This window comes from Rhodococcus ruber (genome assembly GCF_027270735.1).
In the GTDB taxonomy this organism is placed as follows: Bacteria; Actinomycetota; Actinomycetes; order Mycobacteriales; family Mycobacteriaceae; genus Rhodococcoides; species Rhodococcoides rubrum_A.
This window is the reverse complement of sequence record NZ_JAPWIJ010000007.1, coordinates 246,503-263,672: the sequence shown is the minus strand read 5'-3', so window position 1 is coordinate 263,672 and position 17,170 is coordinate 246,503. Positions and strand designations below refer to the sequence as shown.

The following is a 17,170-nucleotide window of genomic DNA, read 5'->3' as shown; positions in this document are numbered from 1 at the left end:
GCGCTCAGCTACCGGGTGTGGATCCCGCGATGTTCACCATCCATTGCACACCGAACTTGTCGGTCAGCATGCCGAACGTATCGCCCCACGGAGCCTTGTCGAGGCCCATCGTGAATTGCGCGTCGACGGCCAGCTTGTTCCAGTACCCCGTCAATTCGTCCTCCTCGTCGCCGCTGAGAGAGACGCTCATCGCGCTACCGGGAGTGTGTTCCATCGAGGACGGTGTGTCGGCACCCATCAAGGTGAATCCGTTGGAAGTGGTCAACTGGCCGTGCATGATCTTGTTCTCGTCGGCGGGATCCTCGCTTGCGTGTGCCTCGCCGAGCGTGGTGAAAGTGAGCTCGCCCCCGAAGACGGACCGGTAGAACTCCATGGCCTCGCGGGCGTTGTCTCGAAACGAAAGATACGGATTGAGAATGGACATGACAGGCTCCTTTTCGCTGATGTGCACCGACGGCATCCGTCGAAACGGTAGACCGGCGCTACGACGAAAAGTCACCGGAGGAGGTATCGGTATCTCCCGGCCTGGGAATTTCGGACTCCCATCGAGCCCGTCGCTCGTCTTCGGACTGCTCCCACCACGGTGTTCCCCGTTCACCGAGAGCAACCTTGGTTGCCTGCACACCCGCGCGAGACTCCGGGGCACCCGACGTACGTTTGACCTCCCTGCGCCAAGCCATGAGAATCGACCGCAGTTCTGCGTTTCGATCCTCGGGTATGTCGGGATCCGTTGCGCGCCAACGTCGCCCCTTTATGACAACGTAGTGGCCGTCTTCGGTGCGTTCCGGTTCGTCAGCCATGAGTACACACTGCCATGGGTCAGCTGCTCAGATACGTCGGAACCTCGATTGCGTCCAGTCCGAGGGCCACAGCAGCGCGAGCGGTCACCGGCCCGACGAGATTGCCGGTTCCGTTGTAGCCACCGAACGCGATCACTCCGTCATCGACGTAGCCACACAGCGGGCGCCCGTCCGCGGTGAACCCCACCGACGCTGCCCACCGGGCGTTCACGGAGACGTGTTCACCGGCAAACAACTCGGCGAGCGAGTCGAGGTAATTCTGCACTCGGGCCGTCGGTTCGTTGGAGAAGGTCCACTCTTCCTCGGCGAACAAGTCGCGGCCACCCCCGACGTACAGCCGTCCCGACGCGTCCTGCTGCGCATAGTCGTATCCCCACCGTCCGTACACGGGGCACGGCAACCGACCCGCCGAGACAGGAGCGGTGGCGAGCATCTGGAGGCGGGCCGTCCGAACTCGACCGTCGAGCTGGGGGAGTACGCGTTCGAGGCGACCGTCTACGGCAACCAGTATGAGACCACAGCGGATCACCCCGGTCGGCGTCGTCACCGCTCCGGGTTCGATGCCAACCGCGGGGGTGTACTCGTGGAGCCTGGCGCGACCGGCCAGCGCCGCCGCCATTCCGACTGCACGACGGGCAGGATTCATCACCGCATCATCGGGCAGCAAGATGCCGTGCCCCAGCTCGCCCGAATACGGTTCGACGGCAATGTTGTTCTCGCGCAGGCACTTCTCCAGATCCGAGCAGTCCCGCGCATCGGCGGGGTCGGCCTGCGTATCCGGGACGCCCGCAAGCCTGATAGACCCGGTGCGGCGGATCACGCACGACCCGAGGAGTGCCTCCAACGAATCGATCTCGGTGAGGGTCGCACGATAGAGATCGACGGCGCACGGCCCCCACATCGACAACGCGGTGTGCAGAAACGTTGCGGGGCCGCCCAGCAGAAAGCCGCCGTTTCGACCCGCAGCACCGGCTGCGACTCGCCCTGCATCGATCCCGACCACATCGAGTCCGCGGTCGACGAGGTCGGCGACAGCGGCCAGACCCGAACCACCGAGACCGACGACGCAGACGTCAGCAGAGCAGTCGCCGTCCAACGTGGGCAAGCCCCGCCAACCCGACACCGCAGGATCGTCATCCCACGCCGGACGGGACATGTCGGTGGGGACGGTGCCGATCATGCCGACAATGGTATCCGTCGACCGGCACTGCATGGTTTACGATTCCGGCACCCGACACCCTTGACTGTGAGGACCGCCAATGCGCACTCTGATCGTGACCGCGTTCGTTTCGCTCGACGGCGTAATGGAAGGACCCGGTGGCGAAGCTGGCTACCGCAACTCCGGGTGGACGTTCCAGGACATCGAGTTCGACCCGGCGGCATACGAAATCAAGGGGCGTGAGCAGAGCGAAGCGTCGGCGCTGCTACTGGGCCGCACCTCGTACGAGGCATTCGCGCCGATCTGGCCGACGATGGACGATTTCGCCGAATACAATGCCATGCCCAGATATGTGGTCTCGACCACGCTGGAGCAGGACGATTCACGTTGGCCTGCAACCATTTTGCGCAGTATCGACGATGTAGCCGAGCTCAAGAACACCGACGGTGGCCCGATCTCCGTGCACGGTAGCGCCACGCTGGGCCGGAGTCTGGCCGACGCCGGGCTGGTCGATCGATACCACCTGCTCGTCTTTCCGCTCCTGCTCGGTGCGGGCAAGCGCCTGTTCAGTGCAGCAGACAAGGACACCACGCATCTCGACTTGGTCGAACACGAGGTCTACGGAAACGGAATTCAGAAACAGGTGTTCGACGTCCGCCGTTAGTCCGTCGGGCAGGCCTCAGATATCGTCGCTTCGGATGGTTCGCCGACGAACCGATACGAGTTGAAGCTCGGGCCGTGACGCCGCAGCCCGCTCGATGCGGTCGAGAACGTCGGTGACATGATCGAGATCGCCCGCCACGACGGAAGCGCCGATACCTGCTCGCCGGTGCAGTTCACGATGGTCGGTCTCTGCGACGGATACCGCAAATTTGCGGTGCATCTCAGAGATCACCGGCCGAACAACGGAGCGTTTCTCCTTGAGTGAGTGCACATCGCCGAGAAGAAAGTCGAATTCTATCCATCCAATCCACATAGAGTTATGACCTTACCGTCCGGGTGGCCACATCCCGATGCGGGCCACGAGGCCCGCATCGGGAGATGCTTCAGCGTTTGCCGACGAGTCCGAGGGCCACGAGATCGGATAGATACTTCTCGATCAGTCCACGCCCGAGGTGTGGAATCTCCCCTACGGCCGCAGCGAACTCGTCCGCCGGCAACATCGCACCCGACGACGGCTGCTGCGGTTGCGCGTACGACTGAATCAAGGGCAGCAGCGAGTGCGATCGCTGCTTCTCCGGAAGAGCCTCGACTGCAGCGCTGAAACGCTCGAACCATTCGTCGTAGTCGTCGACGATCTCGATGTCGCGACCTGCCTCACGGATCCAATCGACGAACGTGTCCAGCGAGATGTTGTCGTCGTGTGGGTTGAGGATGTCGAAAGTTCGGTAGCCCGAGACTTCGGCACCCGCAATCGTCGTGATGGCACCGGCGCTGAAATCGGCGGGAAGCCCGTCGTAATGGGCCAGGGGACGCCCACTTTCGTCCGTCGGCGCACCGGTTCCTGTGCCGTAGAACGTCCTGGGAGCCAGGCCGGTTGCCACAACCGACAGGATCAGACGCGTGAACACATCCGGTACGTTGAGCTGCCCCGACCACGTGCTGTGCGCCAGGATCATATCGGAGCGAAAGACCGACACCGGCAAGCCGAATTCGTCGAATGCGTTGCGCAACAACACTTCACCGGCCCACTTGGAGTTGCCATAGCCGTTGGCGTACGAATCGTCGACAGCTCGCGAGGGGCTGTCTATGCGGATGTCGCCGTTCTCCCGGAAATTGTCGACGCCCACAGCGACGGCGACCGTCGACAGGTAGGTCACCGGCTTGACGTGGTCGGTCAGCGCGAGCCGGATCACCTCGGCCGTACCGACGACATTGGGACCGAACAGGTGCTCGTACGGAAGAGCGTGGTTGACCAGCGCAGCGGGGTGAACGATGCGATCGATCCGCTCGGCCAGAGCCGCGAACTCGTCGTGGCCCAAGCCGAATCGAGGCGTGCCCAGATCTCCTGCCACGACCTCGAGCGCAGAGTCTGCCAGAGCTCGGTAGTGAGCGGACAGCTCTGTGTCTCCACTGTCGAACGCTGCATCGAGTCGGGAACGCGCGTCGGAATCGGAGCGTCCGCGAACCAAGCACACCACAGTTCCGCCGACCTCGGCCATACGCTCGAGCCACTCCAGGCAGAGGAAGCGGCCGAGGTATCCGTTGGCACCGGTCAGCAACACCGTTTCGGTTCGGGTGCGAGGGCCCGAAACATGATGAGCAGTATCGAGGAGCGACTCGTCCAGGAAGGCAGACAGGCGCAGGTCGGAGGCGTGCGCAACCGTGGCGTCGCGTCCGTGCACCGAGGCGAATGTTGCTGTGTCGGAATCGTTGTCCCGGGCCGAGGTGATGTAGTCGGCCAAGGCAGACAGATCCATGGCCGGCCCGGTGATCACTCCCACCGGGACGTCCACTCCGTAGATGTCCCGCAGGAGCGTCGAGAACGTCAACGCCGACAACGAGTCTCCACCGAGATCACTGAAATGGGCGTCGGGTCGGACGTCGGATCCGTCGCATCCCAGCAGTGCCTGTGCCGCATCGCCGACGGTGGTCAGCACCGGGGCGTCGGCACCGCTGCGTCGAAGCTCGCGTAGGCGTTCGTTCTGACCCGACTCGAGTTCTGCGTAGCGACGCTCGAGATCGGCACCGTAGCGTTCGACGAGTTTCGGCCGTAGTTGCTTCCCGGCACCGGAGAGCAGACCGTTCTCCTGCGTGAACGGCTGGTGCTCGATCGTCACGTCCCGCGGAATTTCGTAGGAATTGAGCGATTCCGTACCAGCGATTTCTTGCAGCGATTCGATGATCGAGGCGGTGGTCGTATCCGGATGAGCCGGGACGACGACGGCCAGAAGGTACGCGCGTTGGCTGTTGCCGTAGAGGAATATCTGGTCGACCAGGTCGCTGGTACCGAACACGGCCTCGAGACGGGCAAGGGCCACGAACTCACCCTGGGCCAGCTTGAGAACGTTCTTGCGGCGGTCGACGTAGGCAAGTCGGTCCGGCTCGATCTCGGCGACGACGTCTCCGGTGCGATAGAAGCCCTCGGAATCGAACACGTCCGCGGTGACGTCCGGGCGCTTGTAGTACCCGGGAATGATGGACGAGGTCTTGAGTAGGAGTTCGCCGCGCGGATGCGGGGTGTCGGTGGAGAAGTAGCCGAGCTCGGGTACGTCGTCGAGTTTGTACTCGATCACCGGTGGACGCGCGATGACGCCATCGTGCAGCACCATTCCGGCTTCGGTCGAGCCGTAGTTGTCGCGGACCGCAATATCGAGCAGCTCGGTGACGAAATCCTTGACCTCCGTCGCGATCGGTGCGGTGCCGACCATCGCCGCCAGGATGCGGCCGCCGAATTGCTCGTTCCGGTAGCGCCCCAGAACATCTCGCCGTACGGCGTCTTCGTCTCCTACCGTGGAGCGCTCGACCTCTCGGTCGATCTCGGCGAGAACGTTGTGTCGAATCATTTCGCACACTCGGGGGATCAACAGCGCCATCGTGGGCCGAGCCAGAGCGAAGTCGTCGAACAGGGTGGACAGGTCGCTGGCTCCGGCGAAGTGCACCGTCCCGCCGGCAGCGAGCGTCGAAAAGACGAGGCCACGGCCGGCCAGGTGACTCATCGGAAGATAGTCGAGAGTGATCACGGGGAAAGCAGGCCGGTCCACGGATTCGGAGGAAGCTCCGGTGTGGTGCCAGGCTCCGGTCCAGGCTCCGCAGACGATTCGTTCGGTGTGCATCGCCCCTTTGGGAGTTCCGGTGCTGCCGGAGGTGTAGATCAGTGTCGCGAGTCGGTCGGGATCTTCGGCATCGGGTAGTGGAACCTCCGGTAGTTGCTCACCGTCGCGAACCAGCTCGGTGAGGGGCCGGATGACAACCCCGACCTGCTCGGCATCGTTATGTGCGGACTTCATGATCCGTGTGTGCACGTCGAGTGCAGCGTCGTAGTCGAGGACGACGATTCGTCTGATGGACCTGCACTGCGTGGCGACTTGGACCGCGACGGACAGATTGTCGACATCGGCTGCGAGGACGACGGGCTCGACTTCGGCGGCGATGGCCGAGAGCTGGCCCGCGGTGGCACCGGCCTGCAGCGGAACGGCTATTGCGCCGAGCCGAATCGTGGCCAACTCCGCGATGACATACTCGGCGCTCGCGAATCCCAGGGTTGCGAAGAAGTCACCGGGAGCGATTCCGACCGCGTCGTGAGTCAGAGCCGAGGCCAGTGCGCCGGCGTCGTTCCAGGCTTGCCCGTAGGTGATGGTGTCGAAGAGAGGGAGCAGGCGAAGAGTGTTTGCGTTGTCGACTCGGGCGATTTCTCGAGCCCGGCTGCCCAGCGCCGGCCGGTCCGAGTATCGCGTCATGATCTCGGCAACGACGCGGGCCAGATTGGGCGACAACTCCTGGGCGGCGTCCGCAACTGCACTGTCCGGTTCGGCGGCTCGAAACTCCTGGTCGGACTCGTGCAGCTCGTGGAATCGACTGCGTTGCCTGCTCTCTCGATCCTGTCGGCTGTCGACGGCCAATGTGTGCGTCATGCTCGACTCCCTCCGACGACACGCACCGGTTGCCCGGGGCGCCTCGCGATTGTCCGCTTCATATCGTTATCAAAGGTAAGTATATGCCGTCGGGGACCACGTCAATCGTGACGCTGCTCATAGTCCGATAAGTCGTAAAAGTCTGCCTGGCTGCGTTTTTGGAGCCCGGACAGCGAACGCGGATCTGCAGTGACAGCTCGGGCGGGTACTCGGTGAAAGCCGGAGATCGCGACTTGTATGGTGAATCCACAGTCATGTGCGTCACAGTGCTCGTCACCATCGTGCGCACGTGTCACCCCTCGCGATCGGAGAAGTGAATGTCGGACGTCCTCTCGCGCCGCGACCTGGATTTTCTGCTGTACGAGTGGTTGGACGTGGCAGGCCTGACCACTCGTCCCCGCTTCGCCGAACACTCGCGCGAGACCTTCGACGCAGTACTCGACCTCAGCGCGGATATTGCGCGCAAGCACTTCGCGCCGCACAACAAGAAGGCCGATGCGCACGAGCCGACCATGAATTCGGACGGCTCGGTGCAGCTGATCCCCGAGGTCAAGGCAGCGCTCGACGTGTACGCGTCGGCGGGTCTGATCGCCGGGCAGTTCGACGAGTCGATCGGCGGAATGCAACTGCCTGCAACGGTCTCTCGGGCGGCGATGGCATTCTTCCAGGCCGCCAACGCCGGGACCTCCTCCTACCCGTTCCTCACCATGGCGAATGCCAACCTGATCGCAACGTACGGCACACCGGATCAGGTACGTGATTACGTGCGGCCCATGCTCGACGGTCGGTGGTTCGGAACCATGTGTCTGTCGGAGCCGCAGGCCGGATCATCGCTGGCGGACATCACGACCAAAGCGGTACCGCAGGACGACGGCAGCTTTCGTATCACCGGTACCAAGATGTGGATCTCCGGCGGCGATCACGAACTGACCGAGAACATAGTCCACCTGGTGCTCGCGAAGACACCGGGAGGTCCTCCCGGTGTCAAAGGGATCTCGCTGTTCATCGTTCCCAAATTCCTCCCGAACGGCGACGGCGGTGCCGGCGAGCGCAACGACATCGTGTTGACCGGCCTCAATCACAAGATGGGCAACCGCGGCACCACCAACACCCTGCTGGCATTCGGCGACGGAACCCATTCTCCCGCAGGGCAACCCGGTGCAGTCGGGTTCCTGGTCGCCGAGGAGAACCGCGGACTGTCGTACATGTTCCACATGATGAACGAGGCCAGGATCGGGGTCGGATTCCTGGCCATCGCGCTCGGGTACGTCGGCTACCTGAAGTCGGTCGAGTACGCGAAGACGCGCACCCAAGGGCGACCGCTCGGTGCAAAGGATCCAGCAGCACCTCCGGTCGCACTGATCGAACATGCCGACGTTCGCCGAATGTTGCTGGCCCAGAAGTCCTATGTCGAAGGAGCGCTCGCGCTCGGACTCTACTGCTCACGTCTGGTGGACCTCCAGGACTCGGCGTCCGACGACGCCGAAGCGGCGCGCTCGACCCTGTTGCTCGACGTCCTGACTCCCATCGCCAAGAGCTGGCCGTCACAGTGGTGCCTCGAGGCCAACAGCTTGGCCATCCAGGTGCACGGCGGGTACGGATACACACGCGACTACGACGTCGAACAGCACTACCGTGACAACCGGCTCAATCCGATTCACGAAGGCACGCACGGTATTCAGGGGTTGGACCTGCTGGGTCGCAAGGTCGTGATGCAGGGCGGCGCGGGATTGGCGCTACTCGGCGAGCAGGTCTCGGAGACGGTCGCGCGGGCTGACGCTGCCGGCGGTGACGCTGCCACCTTCGGCGCGGAACTGCAGGACCGATTCGCAAGAATCGTCGAGGTCACCGCGGCAGTATGGGGGACCGGTGACGCAGCTCTGGCTTTGGCGAACTCCACTGCCTACCTCGAAGCCATGGGGCACATCGTCATCGCCTGGATGTGGCTCGAACAGCTACTGGCCGTCGGCGCGAAGTCCGGAGACTTCTACGACGGAAAGCGTTCTGCAGCGCAGTACTTCTACGTCTACGAGTTGCCGAAAGTGACGGTTCAGCTCGATCTGCTGGCGCGACTGGACCGCACCACCCTCGATATGTCACCCGCCTGGTTCTGACCACGACCCACAAGGAGATTCACGTACATGTCGATCTTGGACAAATTCCGCCTCGACGGGCGAGTCGTCATCGTCACCGGCGCATCCTCCGGTCTGGGTGTTGCCTTCGCGAAAGCAGCAGCCGAGGCCGGGGCGGACGTTGTGCTCGCTGCACGCCGCGTGGACAAGTTGGCGCAGACCGCGAAGCTGATCGACAGTGTCGGAGGACGTTCGATCTCCGTCGCAACCGATGTGGTCGATCCGGACCAGTGCACCGCTATGGTCGACGCCGCAGTGGCAGAGTTCGGCAAAGTCGATGTACTGATCAACAACGCCGGTGTCGGCACAGCGTTCCCCGCGACCCGCGAGACTCCCGAACAGTTTCGCTCGGTGATCGACATCAACCTGAACGGGTCCTACTGGGCAGCCCAGGCCTGCGGTCGGGTAATGGCACCCGGGAGTTCGATTGTGAACATCTCCAGCGTGCTCGGGTTGACCACTGCAGGTCTACCGCAGGCCGCCTACAGCGCAAGCAAGGCCGCCATCATCGGCCTCACCCGCGACCTCGCGCAGCAGTGGGGCACCCGAAAGGGGATCAGGGTCAACGCGATTGCGCCGGGCTTCTTCCAGAGCGAGATGACCGACAGCTATCAGCCCGGGTACCTCGATTCGATGACTCCACGAATGATCCTCGGCCGCAAGGGCGACCCCGAGGAACTGGCCGCCACCGCGATCTGGCTCGCCTCCGACGCCGGGGGATACGTGACGGGTCAGACCATCGCGGTCGACGGTGGAGTCACGATCACCTGACAGCTGTCACGGTGCTGCGGTCACTGCAATCCCCTCGCGGATGAGTCTGCGCGCAACCACCAGTGCATCGTCGGGGTCGAGGCCCGGCATCGCATCGAGGCGGCACGAAGCGCCCTTCATCAGGCTCTCGATCGCGTCGGCGCACTGAGAGGGCAGCGTGACCGTTTTGTTCCGAAGCACCATCGAGACGCCGTCCTCGATGTGCGCGATCCGCGCGAAGATGCCGGGCCGCAATCGGATCGAATCCTCGCCCCGCAGCGCGCCCATCGCGGCGACGCTCGCCAGTGGGCGCACCGCTTGCGGTCGGACGAGGTCGTCGTGACGATCTGCGAGGCGTTCGGCGAGGCGACGTACCGCGTCGGGGTCTCGGTCGATCTCGTCGAGCGCGGCGCGCATGGCGTCCACAACACGGTGTACATGCGGAACGAGGGACTCCGAGTCGGAGTGGTCGAGGCCGGCGGGGAGGGGGGCACGCAGACTCTCGACGTCGCCGAGCGACTTCAGCACATGGTGGGCGAGGTCGTAGTCGTTGTACGACGCGACGCCGATGGTCAGGTGCACGGTCGTGTCGCCGAGCGCCTGCGCCGAGTGGATCCACCCGCGCGGCAGGTAGAGTACATCGCCGGGTTCGAGCACGATGTCCAGTTCGGGAGTGTTCGATGCGTGGTCTTCGACGGCCGACCGTCGGTCCGACCACGGTTGATTGTTGAGCGGATGCACGTGCACCGGCGAATGAATGCTCCACCGCTTGGTCCCCGCGATCTGCACGACGAACACATCGTGCACGTCGTAGTGCGGTGAAAAGCCTTGCGACGCAGCCGGTGTGACATACGAATTCACCTGCACCGGATGGCCCAGCTCTCGAACGAGATCACCGACGAAATGAATCAGCGGGGGCCACAGCCTGTGCAGGCCCTGAAGTACCAGTGTATTGCCGGCCGCGAAGGCCGCCAGCACAGCTGCGGAGTCGACCTGGTCCGTCACCTCGGCACCGAACCCGCCGGACGACGTGAACTGCGACTTGTCCAGCAGCCGACCGTCTTTGGCCATCCGCACGAACGGAGTGCGTACTCCGCGTTCGGAGATGAGCTCGTCGACCGCGTCGAGCGTCATCAGGTCGTCGAACGAGCCCGAGAGATCAGCTGATCTGGTCAGCTTGGGAGCAACGCCCCAGAACCGATCTGCGAAAGTCCCGAGGTCGATACCGGTGAGACGACGGAGCGCGGACCGGTTTCCCGATCCGCGCTCGCCGCTCGGCTCAGTGCTCAAGCGGTGCCGTCCGCACCGCCGTCGTGCCCGTTGGGGTTGGATCCGCCGTCGGCCGGGCCTTCGCCTGCTCCGGCTGGGCCGTCTGCTCCGCCGTCGTGACCGCCCGGGTTCGATCCGCCGTCAGCGGGGCCTTCGCCCGCGGCTCCGCCTGTGGTGGTGATGTCGTCGTCGTTGATGCTCATCGAGATCCTTCCGGTCGTGGAGGTTCGTGTGCCCGCGCGGCGCGAGAACATCGGGGGTATTGACGCGAACTCTGTTTTTCAAACAGCGGTGGTACGAAAATTCAGGCAGAGTCCTCGGCGATCTCGGGCGCGACCTCACGTGTCGCCATCCCGCCGCCGCCCCCGCCGTCCACCGGTCCCGGTCGGCCGCCCTTCGGCGAATCCGGCGTGGTCGATTCCTTGTCGTCGGTCGGTGTCTCGTCGCCGGTGTTCTCTGTGCGTCCCATGGTTCGACAGTAGACCGCGAGTTCGACCGTGGGACCATGGAACGATGGATCGATCACCGGCGCAGCACGTGGTGCTGCTCGACGACGAAGGCCGCGCCGTCGGCACACAGGACAAGACGACCGTGCACACGCTGCAGACGCCGCTGCATCTGGCGTTCTCCAGCTATGTGGTCGGACCGGACGGTGCGGTATTACTCACGCGGAGGGCGTCGAGCAAGAAGACCTGGCCCGGCGTGCTGACCAACACGTGTTGCGGTCATCCCGCCCCCGGTGAAGACCTCGCCGATGCAGTGCTGCGCCGGATCGGTGAAGAGTTGGGGCTGCACGCGGACTCCGCCGAACTGGTTCTCCCGCACTTTCGGTACCGGGCCGTCATGGACAACGGCATCGTGGAGAACGAGATCTGTCCCGTGTATCGCGTGCGGGTGGACGAGAGCGCGAGACTCGACCCCGACCCACTCGAAGTGGACGAGACCCGGTGGGTGTCGTGGCCGGAATTTGCTGCCGGCGTGCTCGACGGAACCGTCGACGTATCACCCTGGTGTCGAACGCAAGTGGAACAATTGGCGATTCTTGCCGACGACCCGCTCGGCTGGCCGGTTGCCGCCGACGACCTGCTTCCGCCCGCCGCCCTCCGCCCGCCGATACCGCCGGGGCTCTAGTGTTCGTGCTGTGAGTGACGATACTTCCGCTGAGTCGGCCGAGGACCTGCTCGATCGAGGTTCCGTCGCGCGCGAACTCGCAGGGTTCACCCACCGCACCGCCCAGGCCGACGGCCTACGCGCCGCCGCGGTGGCCGTCGCACTCGGCGGAGCGCCGGGGGACAGGCGGATGCTGCTGACGAAGCGGCCGAGTCGATTGCGCGCGCACCCGGGCCAGTACGCCCTGCCGGGCGGCGGCGTGGATCCAGGCGAATCCGCGATTGAGGCGTGCTTGCGGGAATTGCACGAGGAGCTGGGTATCCGTGCTGTAACGACCGACATACTGGGCAGGCTGGACGACTACGTCACCCGATCCGGCTACGTCATCACCCCGTTCGTGGTGTGGGTGGGTGACTACTCGTCCACGTTGCGCCCCAACGAGGACGAGGTATCCGAGGTGTTCGAGGTGACCGTCGACGAACTCGACGTCGACGCGCAGTTCGTATCGATTCCCGAATCGTCCCGCCCGGTGATTCGATGGCCGTACCGAACCGGAGCCATCCATGCTCCGACCGGTGCGATCGTCCATCAATTCCGTGAGGTGGCGATGCACGGTCGACACACCCGAGTCGCCGACTTCGAGCAGCCCGTGTTCGCGTGGCGCTAACGTGGCCGCAGGCTCGGCCCGAACGCACGACGAGCAGAAGCGACAGGAGGTGACGGTTCGGTGACGGACAACCGTGAGCTCGAGGTATCCGATCGCATTGCGACCGTTCCGAACCTGCTCAGCGCCATCCGGCTCGCCGGTGTTCCGCTGTTTCTGTATCTATTGCTCGGGCCCGCCGCTGATGGGTGGGCACTGGTCATTCTGCTCGTCAGCGGCGGAACCGATTGGCTGGACGGCAAACTCGCTCGGATGCTCGGACAGGCATCGAAGTTGGGTGCCGTCCTCGATCCGTTGGTCGATCGGCTGTACGTCGTCAGCACCCTCGTCGCCTTCGTTCTGCGCGGCATCATTCCGTGGTGGGTGGCAGCGATACTGATCGGGCGCGATGCCGTGCTCGGATTGACGATGTTCGTCTACCGACGTCGATCTCTACCTCCTCCGGACGTCATCTACCTCGGCAAGGCCGCAACCTTCGTCGTCATGATCGCGCTGCCGGTGCTGCTGGTCTCCGCGGGCACCAGTTCGGTGGCCGCCGCGGCAGGACCACTGGGTTACGCACTACTCATCTGGGGCACCGTGTTGTATTCCTGGACGGGTCTGCTGTACCTCGGCAAGGCCATCGCAGTGGCCAGGGCGGTCGACCCGACAGCGGCCGGCACCTGACGGTGGAGCCTGCGGAACGACCTGGAGCAGGAGTGGAGCCTGCGGAACGACCCGGGGCAGGAGTGGAGCCTGCGGAACGACCCGGGACACGGGTCAGGAGGAATCCTGTCCCGTCACTGTTGACCTCGTTGCTGACCGACCACCTCGATCCGGGATACGCAGCCGCGGCAGCCGAACGCACGGCGCAACACACCCGTAAGCCGCGCGTACCTGCCGCTCTGTGGTTGCTGACCGGTGCCGTCGTGGTCGGCCTGATATTCGGTGTCGCTCTCTCGCAGTTGGCATCCGGTGCGGCCGCGGTCGACCGAGCAGGTGCCGATGCGTCGGCAGCCGTCCGAGCCGCCCAGGGCCGAAGCGTCGACCTGGAATCGACGAGAGACGAACTGACCGAGCGGGTGTCGACCGAGCGCGATCGAGTTCTGCAGTCCGACGCCGCGGGCAGTGCACTGCTGGACCGATTGAGTGCCGTCGAATCCGCCGCAGGCATCGACACTGTCTCGGGTCCGGGTCTGTCCGTAGTCGTCACGGAGCCGGCGGGCGCGAGCGGTTCGTCGGCTCGCACGGGCTCGGGCGCTGCAGTGCTCGATCGAGACATCGCCGCAATTGTCAACTCGCTGTGGGCAAGCGGTGCCGAGGCGGTGTCGGTGGACGGCGTTCGAGTTGGCCCGAACGTGACCATCAGGCAGGCCGGAGGGGCCATGTTGCTGGACAATCGCCCGATCGACTCGCCCTACGACATCGAGGCGATCGGACCCCCGCAGCGTATTCAAGTCCAATTCGTCGTCAGCGACGCGTATCTCCGGATGAGCACCGTGGCGCAGTTGTACGGCATCGGGTTCTCGGTACGCCCGGCCTCCGATCTCGAACTCGGTCCCGCCGCTGTGAGAGAGTCGTTCGAGGCAGAGGAGGCAGGCCCACGATGACGGAGCACGACCCGACGACGGCCGTACCGGCCGACGACGACGAGGCAACAGACGCCGAGACAGCTGCGGAATCCCCGATCACCACCACTCACGGTGCATATGCAATCGCCGCTCTCGCCGCACTTGTCGCCGGAGTGGTCATCGGCACGGTTGCCGGACCGCAGGTGCCTTCGGTCGTCGCGCCCTATCTGCCGATCGCCGTCGTCGCTGCGATCGATGCGGTATTCGGTGGTCTGCGTGCGTTTCTCGACGGAATCTTCGACGCCAAGGTGTTCGTCGTCTCGTTCGTCTTCAACGTTCTCGTTGCTGCGATGATCGTGTGGCTCGGTGATCAGCTCGGTGTGGGTACGCAGCTGTCCACTGCCATCGTCGTCGTTCTGGGAATTCGTATCTTCGGCAATGCGGCCGCTCTGCGCCGCCGTCTGTTCGGAGCTTAGGAGATGACGGCACGGACCGGGCGGCACGGCTGGCGCGTTCGAGCCCTGGATGCAGATCGACGCAGGCGCGGAAAGGCGTTCGGCATTCTTGCGCTCGCCCTGTTGTGCGTCCTCGGAATAGGTATCGCCACGCAGGTGCGAGAGACGAGTACCTCCGACAATCTGGAGAGTTCCCGGCCGGAGGACCTGTTGGTCGTGCTGGACACCCTCACCCGGCGCGAGGCGTCGATTCGCGACGAGATCAGCACGCTGCAGGCCACGTTGGCGACTCTGCGCCAGTCCGGTTCGGGATCGGAGGCAGCAGTAGCCGAGGCGCAGGAACGACTGTCCGCGTTGTCGATTCAAGTCGGTACGGTCGCTGCCCAGGGCCCGGGCGTCACTTTGGTCGTCGTTGACCCGAATTCGGGAGTCGGGTCCGAGGTGTTGCTCGACGCCATGCAGGAGTTGCGTGCCGCCGGTGCCGAGGCACTCCAGATCGAGGGCGGCGGTAGTGCCGTCCGCATCGGCGTCGATTCGTGGATTGCTGGGCCCGCCGGTCGGGTGGTGGTCGACGGCCGCGAACTGCGAGCCCCGTACACGTTCACGGCAATCGGAGACTCGCCCACGCTGGCGTCGGCTCTGAACATCCCCGGGGGCGTGGTGGACACCGTCACTCGCAACGGGGCGTCGTCGAACATCACGCAGTCGGACCAGGTCACGGTCTCCGCCTTGCGGGACCCGCGCCCGCGTCAATACGCTCAGCCCGGTAACTGACCGCCCGACCGCCCGGGCCACGATCGAAGGGAATGCCGCGTTGAGCGACATAGACACACCAGCTGATCTGTACTACACGCCCGAGCACGAGTGGGTGCAGCGCACGGGCCCGGCGGCAGTGCGAATCGGTATCACCGATTTCGCGCAGTCTCAGCTGGGGGACGTGGTGTTCGTTCAGCTTCCGGCGGTCGGCGACACCGTCACCGCGGGTGAGTCTCTCGGAGAAGTCGAGTCGACCAAGAGCGTGTCCGACGTGTTCAGCCCGTTGACTGCGAAAGTGATTGGCGTGAACCAGGATCTGGACGGCGAGCCGGAGAAGGTGAATTCGGGACCGTACACCGGAGGCTGGCTGATCGACTTGGAGGTTTCATCCCCGGAGGAGTTGGACGCGGCACTGGCGCAGATGCTCGATGCTGCCGGATATGCTCTCATCACGGCCGAGTGATCGGCCGGCTGTCGACACCTGCCAACCGGCCACACGGTCCGTACTGCGCAGGGTACGGTCGACACCGAGCGAATACCCTGTCGGGGCGAAGGTCCAGCAAGCTGTACAGACGTAAATAGAACCAGGCGCAACGCAATACCAGATGTGAAGACCATGTACTGCGTTACCCGCGGCGCTCATTGCCCGGGTGAACGGACTGAGAAGGAGTAACGGTGAGCCAGAACGACAACGACAGCAACTACGGGGAGTCGCCGGCCGAGACCACCTCGGTCTTCCGCGCAGATTTCCTCCAGGAGCTGGACAACTCCGCGGCCGCCCAGAGCACCGAAGCTCCGGTCTCGGGTGTCGAGGGGCTGCCTGTCGGTGCCGCTCTGCTCGTCGTCAAGCGCGGTCCCAATGCCGGATCGCGGTTTCTGCTCGACCAGCCGACCACCTCCGCCGGACGGCATCCCGACAGCGACATCTTCCTGGACGACGTCACTGTCAGTCGTCGGCATGCCGAGTTTCGACAGGACGAGGACGATTTCCAGGTCGTCGACGTCGGCAGCCTCAACGGCACCTACGTCAATCGGGAGCCGGTCGACTCCGCAGTTCTGGCCAACGGCGACGAGGTGCAGATCGGTAAGTTCCGGTTGGTTTTCCTGACCGGACCGCGGGGCGGCAACGGATCTCAGGTCGGCGACACGTCTGCGGGTGCAGGAAGCCAGTGACCGCCGTCGGGCAGCAGTCCAACGGGGGGATGTCGATTGGCTCCGTCCTCGATCGACTTCGGCCCGACTTTCCGGATGTGACGATCTCGAAGATCAGATTCCTCGAAGCCGAGGGTCTGATCTCTCCGGAACGCACTCCGTCGGGCTACCGGCGGTTTTCCATTGCAGACTGCGAACGGCTGCGATTCGTTCTGACCGCCCAGCGTGATCAGTACTTACCGCTCAAGGTGATCAAAGAGCAACTCGAAGCTATCGATCACGGTGTTGCAAGTGTCGAGCGGGCAGACACATCGGTCAAACGACCGCGGTCTCTGACGCTCGCAGCGGGCGAGGTGTCGCCCGAGGAGTTCTTGCCGGACCGAGAGGTGCGGATCAGCAAGGCCGACCTTCTGGCTCAGGCCGGTATCGACGATGCGTTCCTGACCGAGCTGCTGCGGAGCGGGCTGATCACTCCCGGGCAGGCCGGTTTCTACGACGACGGTGCCGTGACGCTTGCTCGTACGGCACACGCAATGTTGCAGTTCGGTCTCGAAGTGCGCCACCTCCGTGCCTTCAAACTCGCGGCGGACCGCGAGGCCGGTCTGGTTGCACAGATCGCCGGACCGGTCGCCAAGGGCCGCGACGCCGGTGCCCGCGATCGCGCGGAGGAAATGATCAGAGAGCTCGCGGCGTTGTCGTTGACGCTGCACACCTGTCTGGTCAAAGCGGCAGTGCGCGGTGCACTCGACAGGTGACGCTCGCTCGCGTCTGTTCGACTTCCAATAGACTCGGCTGCGAC

At 64.3% G+C, this 17,170-nt stretch carries 19 protein-coding genes and 1 pseudogene; 12 read left to right on the top strand and 8 right to left on the bottom strand.

Features of this window, described 5'->3' with window-relative positions; translation table 11 throughout:
- Positions 1-4 precede the first annotated feature (4 nt).
- Genes O4220_RS18135 through O4220_RS18125 form a run of 3 tightly spaced genes read right to left on the bottom strand, consistent with a single transcriptional unit; the run spans position 5 to position 1,980 of the window.
- Positions 5-424, bottom strand: a complete 420-nt coding sequence (locus O4220_RS18135) for a VOC family protein (RefSeq protein WP_269606732.1) — start codon at positions 422-424, stop codon at positions 5-7.
- A gap of 58 nt (positions 425-482) precedes the next feature.
- Complete coding sequence (locus O4220_RS18130; protein ID WP_269606730.1) at positions 483-800, bottom strand: hypothetical protein; 318 nt, start codon at positions 798-800, stop codon at positions 483-485.
- Positions 801-819: 19 nt separating this feature from the next.
- Positions 820-1,980: an NAD(P)/FAD-dependent oxidoreductase gene (locus O4220_RS18125; RefSeq protein WP_269606728.1), complete on the bottom strand. Its 1,161-nt coding sequence runs from the start codon at positions 1,978-1,980 to the stop codon at positions 820-822.
- A gap of 79 nt (positions 1,981-2,059) precedes the next feature.
- Here O4220_RS18125 and O4220_RS18120 point away from each other — a divergent pair, with 79 nt between their 5' ends.
- Positions 2,060-2,623 carry a dihydrofolate reductase family protein gene (locus tag O4220_RS18120; RefSeq protein WP_269606726.1) on the top strand — a complete coding sequence of 188 codons (564 nt, stop codon included), beginning with the start codon at positions 2,060-2,062 and terminating at the stop codon, positions 2,621-2,623.
- A gap of 15 nt (positions 2,624-2,638) precedes the next feature.
- Here O4220_RS18120 and O4220_RS18115 read toward each other — a convergent pair whose 3' ends face one another.
- Positions 2,639-2,935 (bottom strand): DUF503 domain-containing protein, encoded by a 297-nt coding sequence (locus tag O4220_RS18115; protein WP_269606724.1) that lies wholly within the window; start codon positions 2,933-2,935, stop codon positions 2,639-2,641.
- Positions 2,936-3,005: 70 nt separating this feature from the next.
- A complete protein-coding gene (gene car / locus O4220_RS18110; protein WP_269606722.1) occupies positions 3,006-6,533 on the bottom strand; it encodes a carboxylic acid reductase in 3,528 nt (1,175 codons plus the stop codon).
- Between the two features lie 317 nt (positions 6,534-6,850).
- On the opposite strand from car, the gene O4220_RS18105 reads away from it, so the two are divergent.
- Both O4220_RS18105 and O4220_RS18100 read left to right on the top strand, forming a co-directional pair.
- Entirely contained in the window at positions 6,851-8,647 is a 1,797-nt protein-coding gene (locus tag O4220_RS18105; RefSeq protein ID WP_269606719.1) for an acyl-CoA dehydrogenase, read from the top strand.
- Between the two features lie 27 nt (positions 8,648-8,674).
- Complete coding sequence (locus tag O4220_RS18100) at positions 8,675-9,436, top strand: SDR family NAD(P)-dependent oxidoreductase (RefSeq protein ID WP_269606717.1); 762 nt, start codon at positions 8,675-8,677, stop codon at positions 9,434-9,436.
- Between the two features lie 6 nt (positions 9,437-9,442).
- Here the strand turns inward: O4220_RS18100 and O4220_RS18095 are convergent, their stop codons facing one another.
- The 3 genes and pseudogenes from O4220_RS18095 to O4220_RS18085 all read right to left on the bottom strand — a co-directional run bounded on the left by O4220_RS18095 (position 9,443) and on the right by O4220_RS18085 (position 11,153).
- Positions 9,443-10,705: a cupin domain-containing protein gene (locus tag O4220_RS18095; protein WP_269606715.1), complete on the bottom strand. Its 1,263-nt coding sequence runs from the start codon at positions 10,703-10,705 to the stop codon at positions 9,443-9,445.
- Positions 10,705-10,887, bottom strand: a pseudogene (locus O4220_RS18090) (BatC protein); the annotation flags it as partial. The gene O4220_RS18095 and the pseudogene O4220_RS18090, both read right to left, overlap by 1 nt.
- Before the next feature lie 101 nt (positions 10,888-10,988).
- Entirely contained in the window at positions 10,989-11,153 is a 165-nt protein-coding gene (locus O4220_RS18085; protein ID WP_269606713.1) for a hypothetical protein, read from the bottom strand.
- A gap of 44 nt (positions 11,154-11,197) precedes the next feature.
- Here O4220_RS18085 and idi point away from each other — a divergent pair, with 44 nt between their 5' ends.
- The 9 genes from idi to O4220_RS18040 all read left to right on the top strand — a co-directional run bounded on the left by idi (position 11,198) and on the right by O4220_RS18040 (position 17,126).
- Positions 11,198-11,815 (top strand): isopentenyl-diphosphate Delta-isomerase, encoded by a 618-nt coding sequence (gene idi / locus O4220_RS18080; RefSeq protein WP_269606710.1) that lies wholly within the window; start codon positions 11,198-11,200, stop codon positions 11,813-11,815.
- 10 nt (positions 11,816-11,825) lie between these two features.
- Positions 11,826-12,461, top strand: coding sequence for an NUDIX hydrolase (locus O4220_RS18075; RefSeq protein ID WP_269606708.1), 636 nt, complete (start codon positions 11,826-11,828; stop codon positions 12,459-12,461).
- Positions 12,462-12,521: 60 nt separating this feature from the next.
- Positions 12,522-13,124: a CDP-alcohol phosphatidyltransferase family protein gene (locus tag O4220_RS18070; RefSeq protein ID WP_269606706.1), complete on the top strand. Its 603-nt coding sequence runs from the start codon at positions 12,522-12,524 to the stop codon at positions 13,122-13,124.
- Positions 13,125-13,252: 128 nt separating this feature from the next.
- Complete coding sequence (locus tag O4220_RS18065; protein WP_269606704.1) at positions 13,253-14,047, top strand: DUF881 domain-containing protein; 795 nt, start codon at positions 13,253-13,255, stop codon at positions 14,045-14,047.
- Positions 14,044-14,484, top strand: coding sequence for a small basic family protein (locus O4220_RS18060; protein ID WP_269606702.1), 441 nt, complete (start codon positions 14,044-14,046; stop codon positions 14,482-14,484). The genes O4220_RS18065 and O4220_RS18060 overlap by 4 nt, the downstream gene beginning before the upstream one ends.
- Before the next feature lie 3 nt (positions 14,485-14,487).
- Positions 14,488-15,237, top strand: coding sequence for a DUF881 domain-containing protein (locus tag O4220_RS18055; RefSeq protein ID WP_269606700.1), 750 nt, complete (start codon positions 14,488-14,490; stop codon positions 15,235-15,237).
- 40 nt (positions 15,238-15,277) lie between these two features.
- A complete protein-coding gene (gene gcvH / locus O4220_RS18050; protein WP_032377956.1) occupies positions 15,278-15,682 on the top strand; it encodes a glycine cleavage system protein GcvH in 405 nt (134 codons plus the stop codon).
- 212 nt (positions 15,683-15,894) lie between these two features.
- Entirely contained in the window at positions 15,895-16,392 is a 498-nt protein-coding gene (locus tag O4220_RS18045; RefSeq protein WP_057479400.1) for an FHA domain-containing protein, read from the top strand.
- Positions 16,389-17,126, top strand: coding sequence for a MerR family transcriptional regulator (locus O4220_RS18040; RefSeq protein WP_269606696.1), 738 nt, complete (start codon positions 16,389-16,391; stop codon positions 17,124-17,126). Before O4220_RS18045 ends, O4220_RS18040 begins: the two co-directional genes overlap by 4 nt.
- The last annotated feature ends 44 nt before the right edge of the window (positions 17,127-17,170 follow it).

Excerpts from the sequence above, each read along its gene's own strand:
- O4220_RS18115 (WP_269606724.1), bottom strand. The coding sequence starts at position 2,935 with ATGTGGATTGGATGGATAGAATTCGACTTTCTTCTCGGCGATGTGCAC.
- idi (WP_269606710.1), top strand. The coding sequence starts at position 11,198 with ATGGATCGATCACCGGCGCAGCACGTGGTGCTGCTCGACGACGAAGGC.
- O4220_RS18060 (WP_269606702.1), top strand. The coding sequence starts at position 14,044 with ATGACGGAGCACGACCCGACGACGGCCGTACCGGCCGACGACGACGAG.
- O4220_RS18105 (WP_269606719.1), top strand. The coding sequence starts at position 6,851 with ATGTCGGACGTCCTCTCGCGCCGCGACCTGGATTTTCTGCTGTACGAG.
- O4220_RS18055 (WP_269606700.1), top strand. The coding sequence starts at position 14,488 with ATGACGGCACGGACCGGGCGGCACGGCTGGCGCGTTCGAGCCCTGGAT.
- O4220_RS18100 (WP_269606717.1), top strand. The coding sequence starts at position 8,675 with ATGTCGATCTTGGACAAATTCCGCCTCGACGGGCGAGTCGTCATCGTC.
- O4220_RS18120 (WP_269606726.1), top strand. The coding sequence starts at position 2,060 with ATGCGCACTCTGATCGTGACCGCGTTCGTTTCGCTCGACGGCGTAATG.
- O4220_RS18085 (WP_269606713.1), bottom strand. The coding sequence starts at position 11,153 with ATGGGACGCACAGAGAACACCGGCGACGAGACACCGACCGACGACAAG.
- O4220_RS18125 (WP_269606728.1), bottom strand. The coding sequence starts at position 1,980 with ATGATCGGCACCGTCCCCACCGACATGTCCCGTCCGGCGTGGGATGAC.
- O4220_RS18135 (WP_269606732.1), bottom strand. The coding sequence starts at position 424 with ATGTCCATTCTCAATCCGTATCTTTCGTTTCGAGACAACGCCCGCGAG.
- car (WP_269606722.1), bottom strand. The coding sequence starts at position 6,533 with ATGACGCACACATTGGCCGTCGACAGCCGACAGGATCGAGAGAGCAGG.
- O4220_RS18130 (WP_269606730.1), bottom strand. The coding sequence starts at position 800 with ATGGCTGACGAACCGGAACGCACCGAAGACGGCCACTACGTTGTCATA.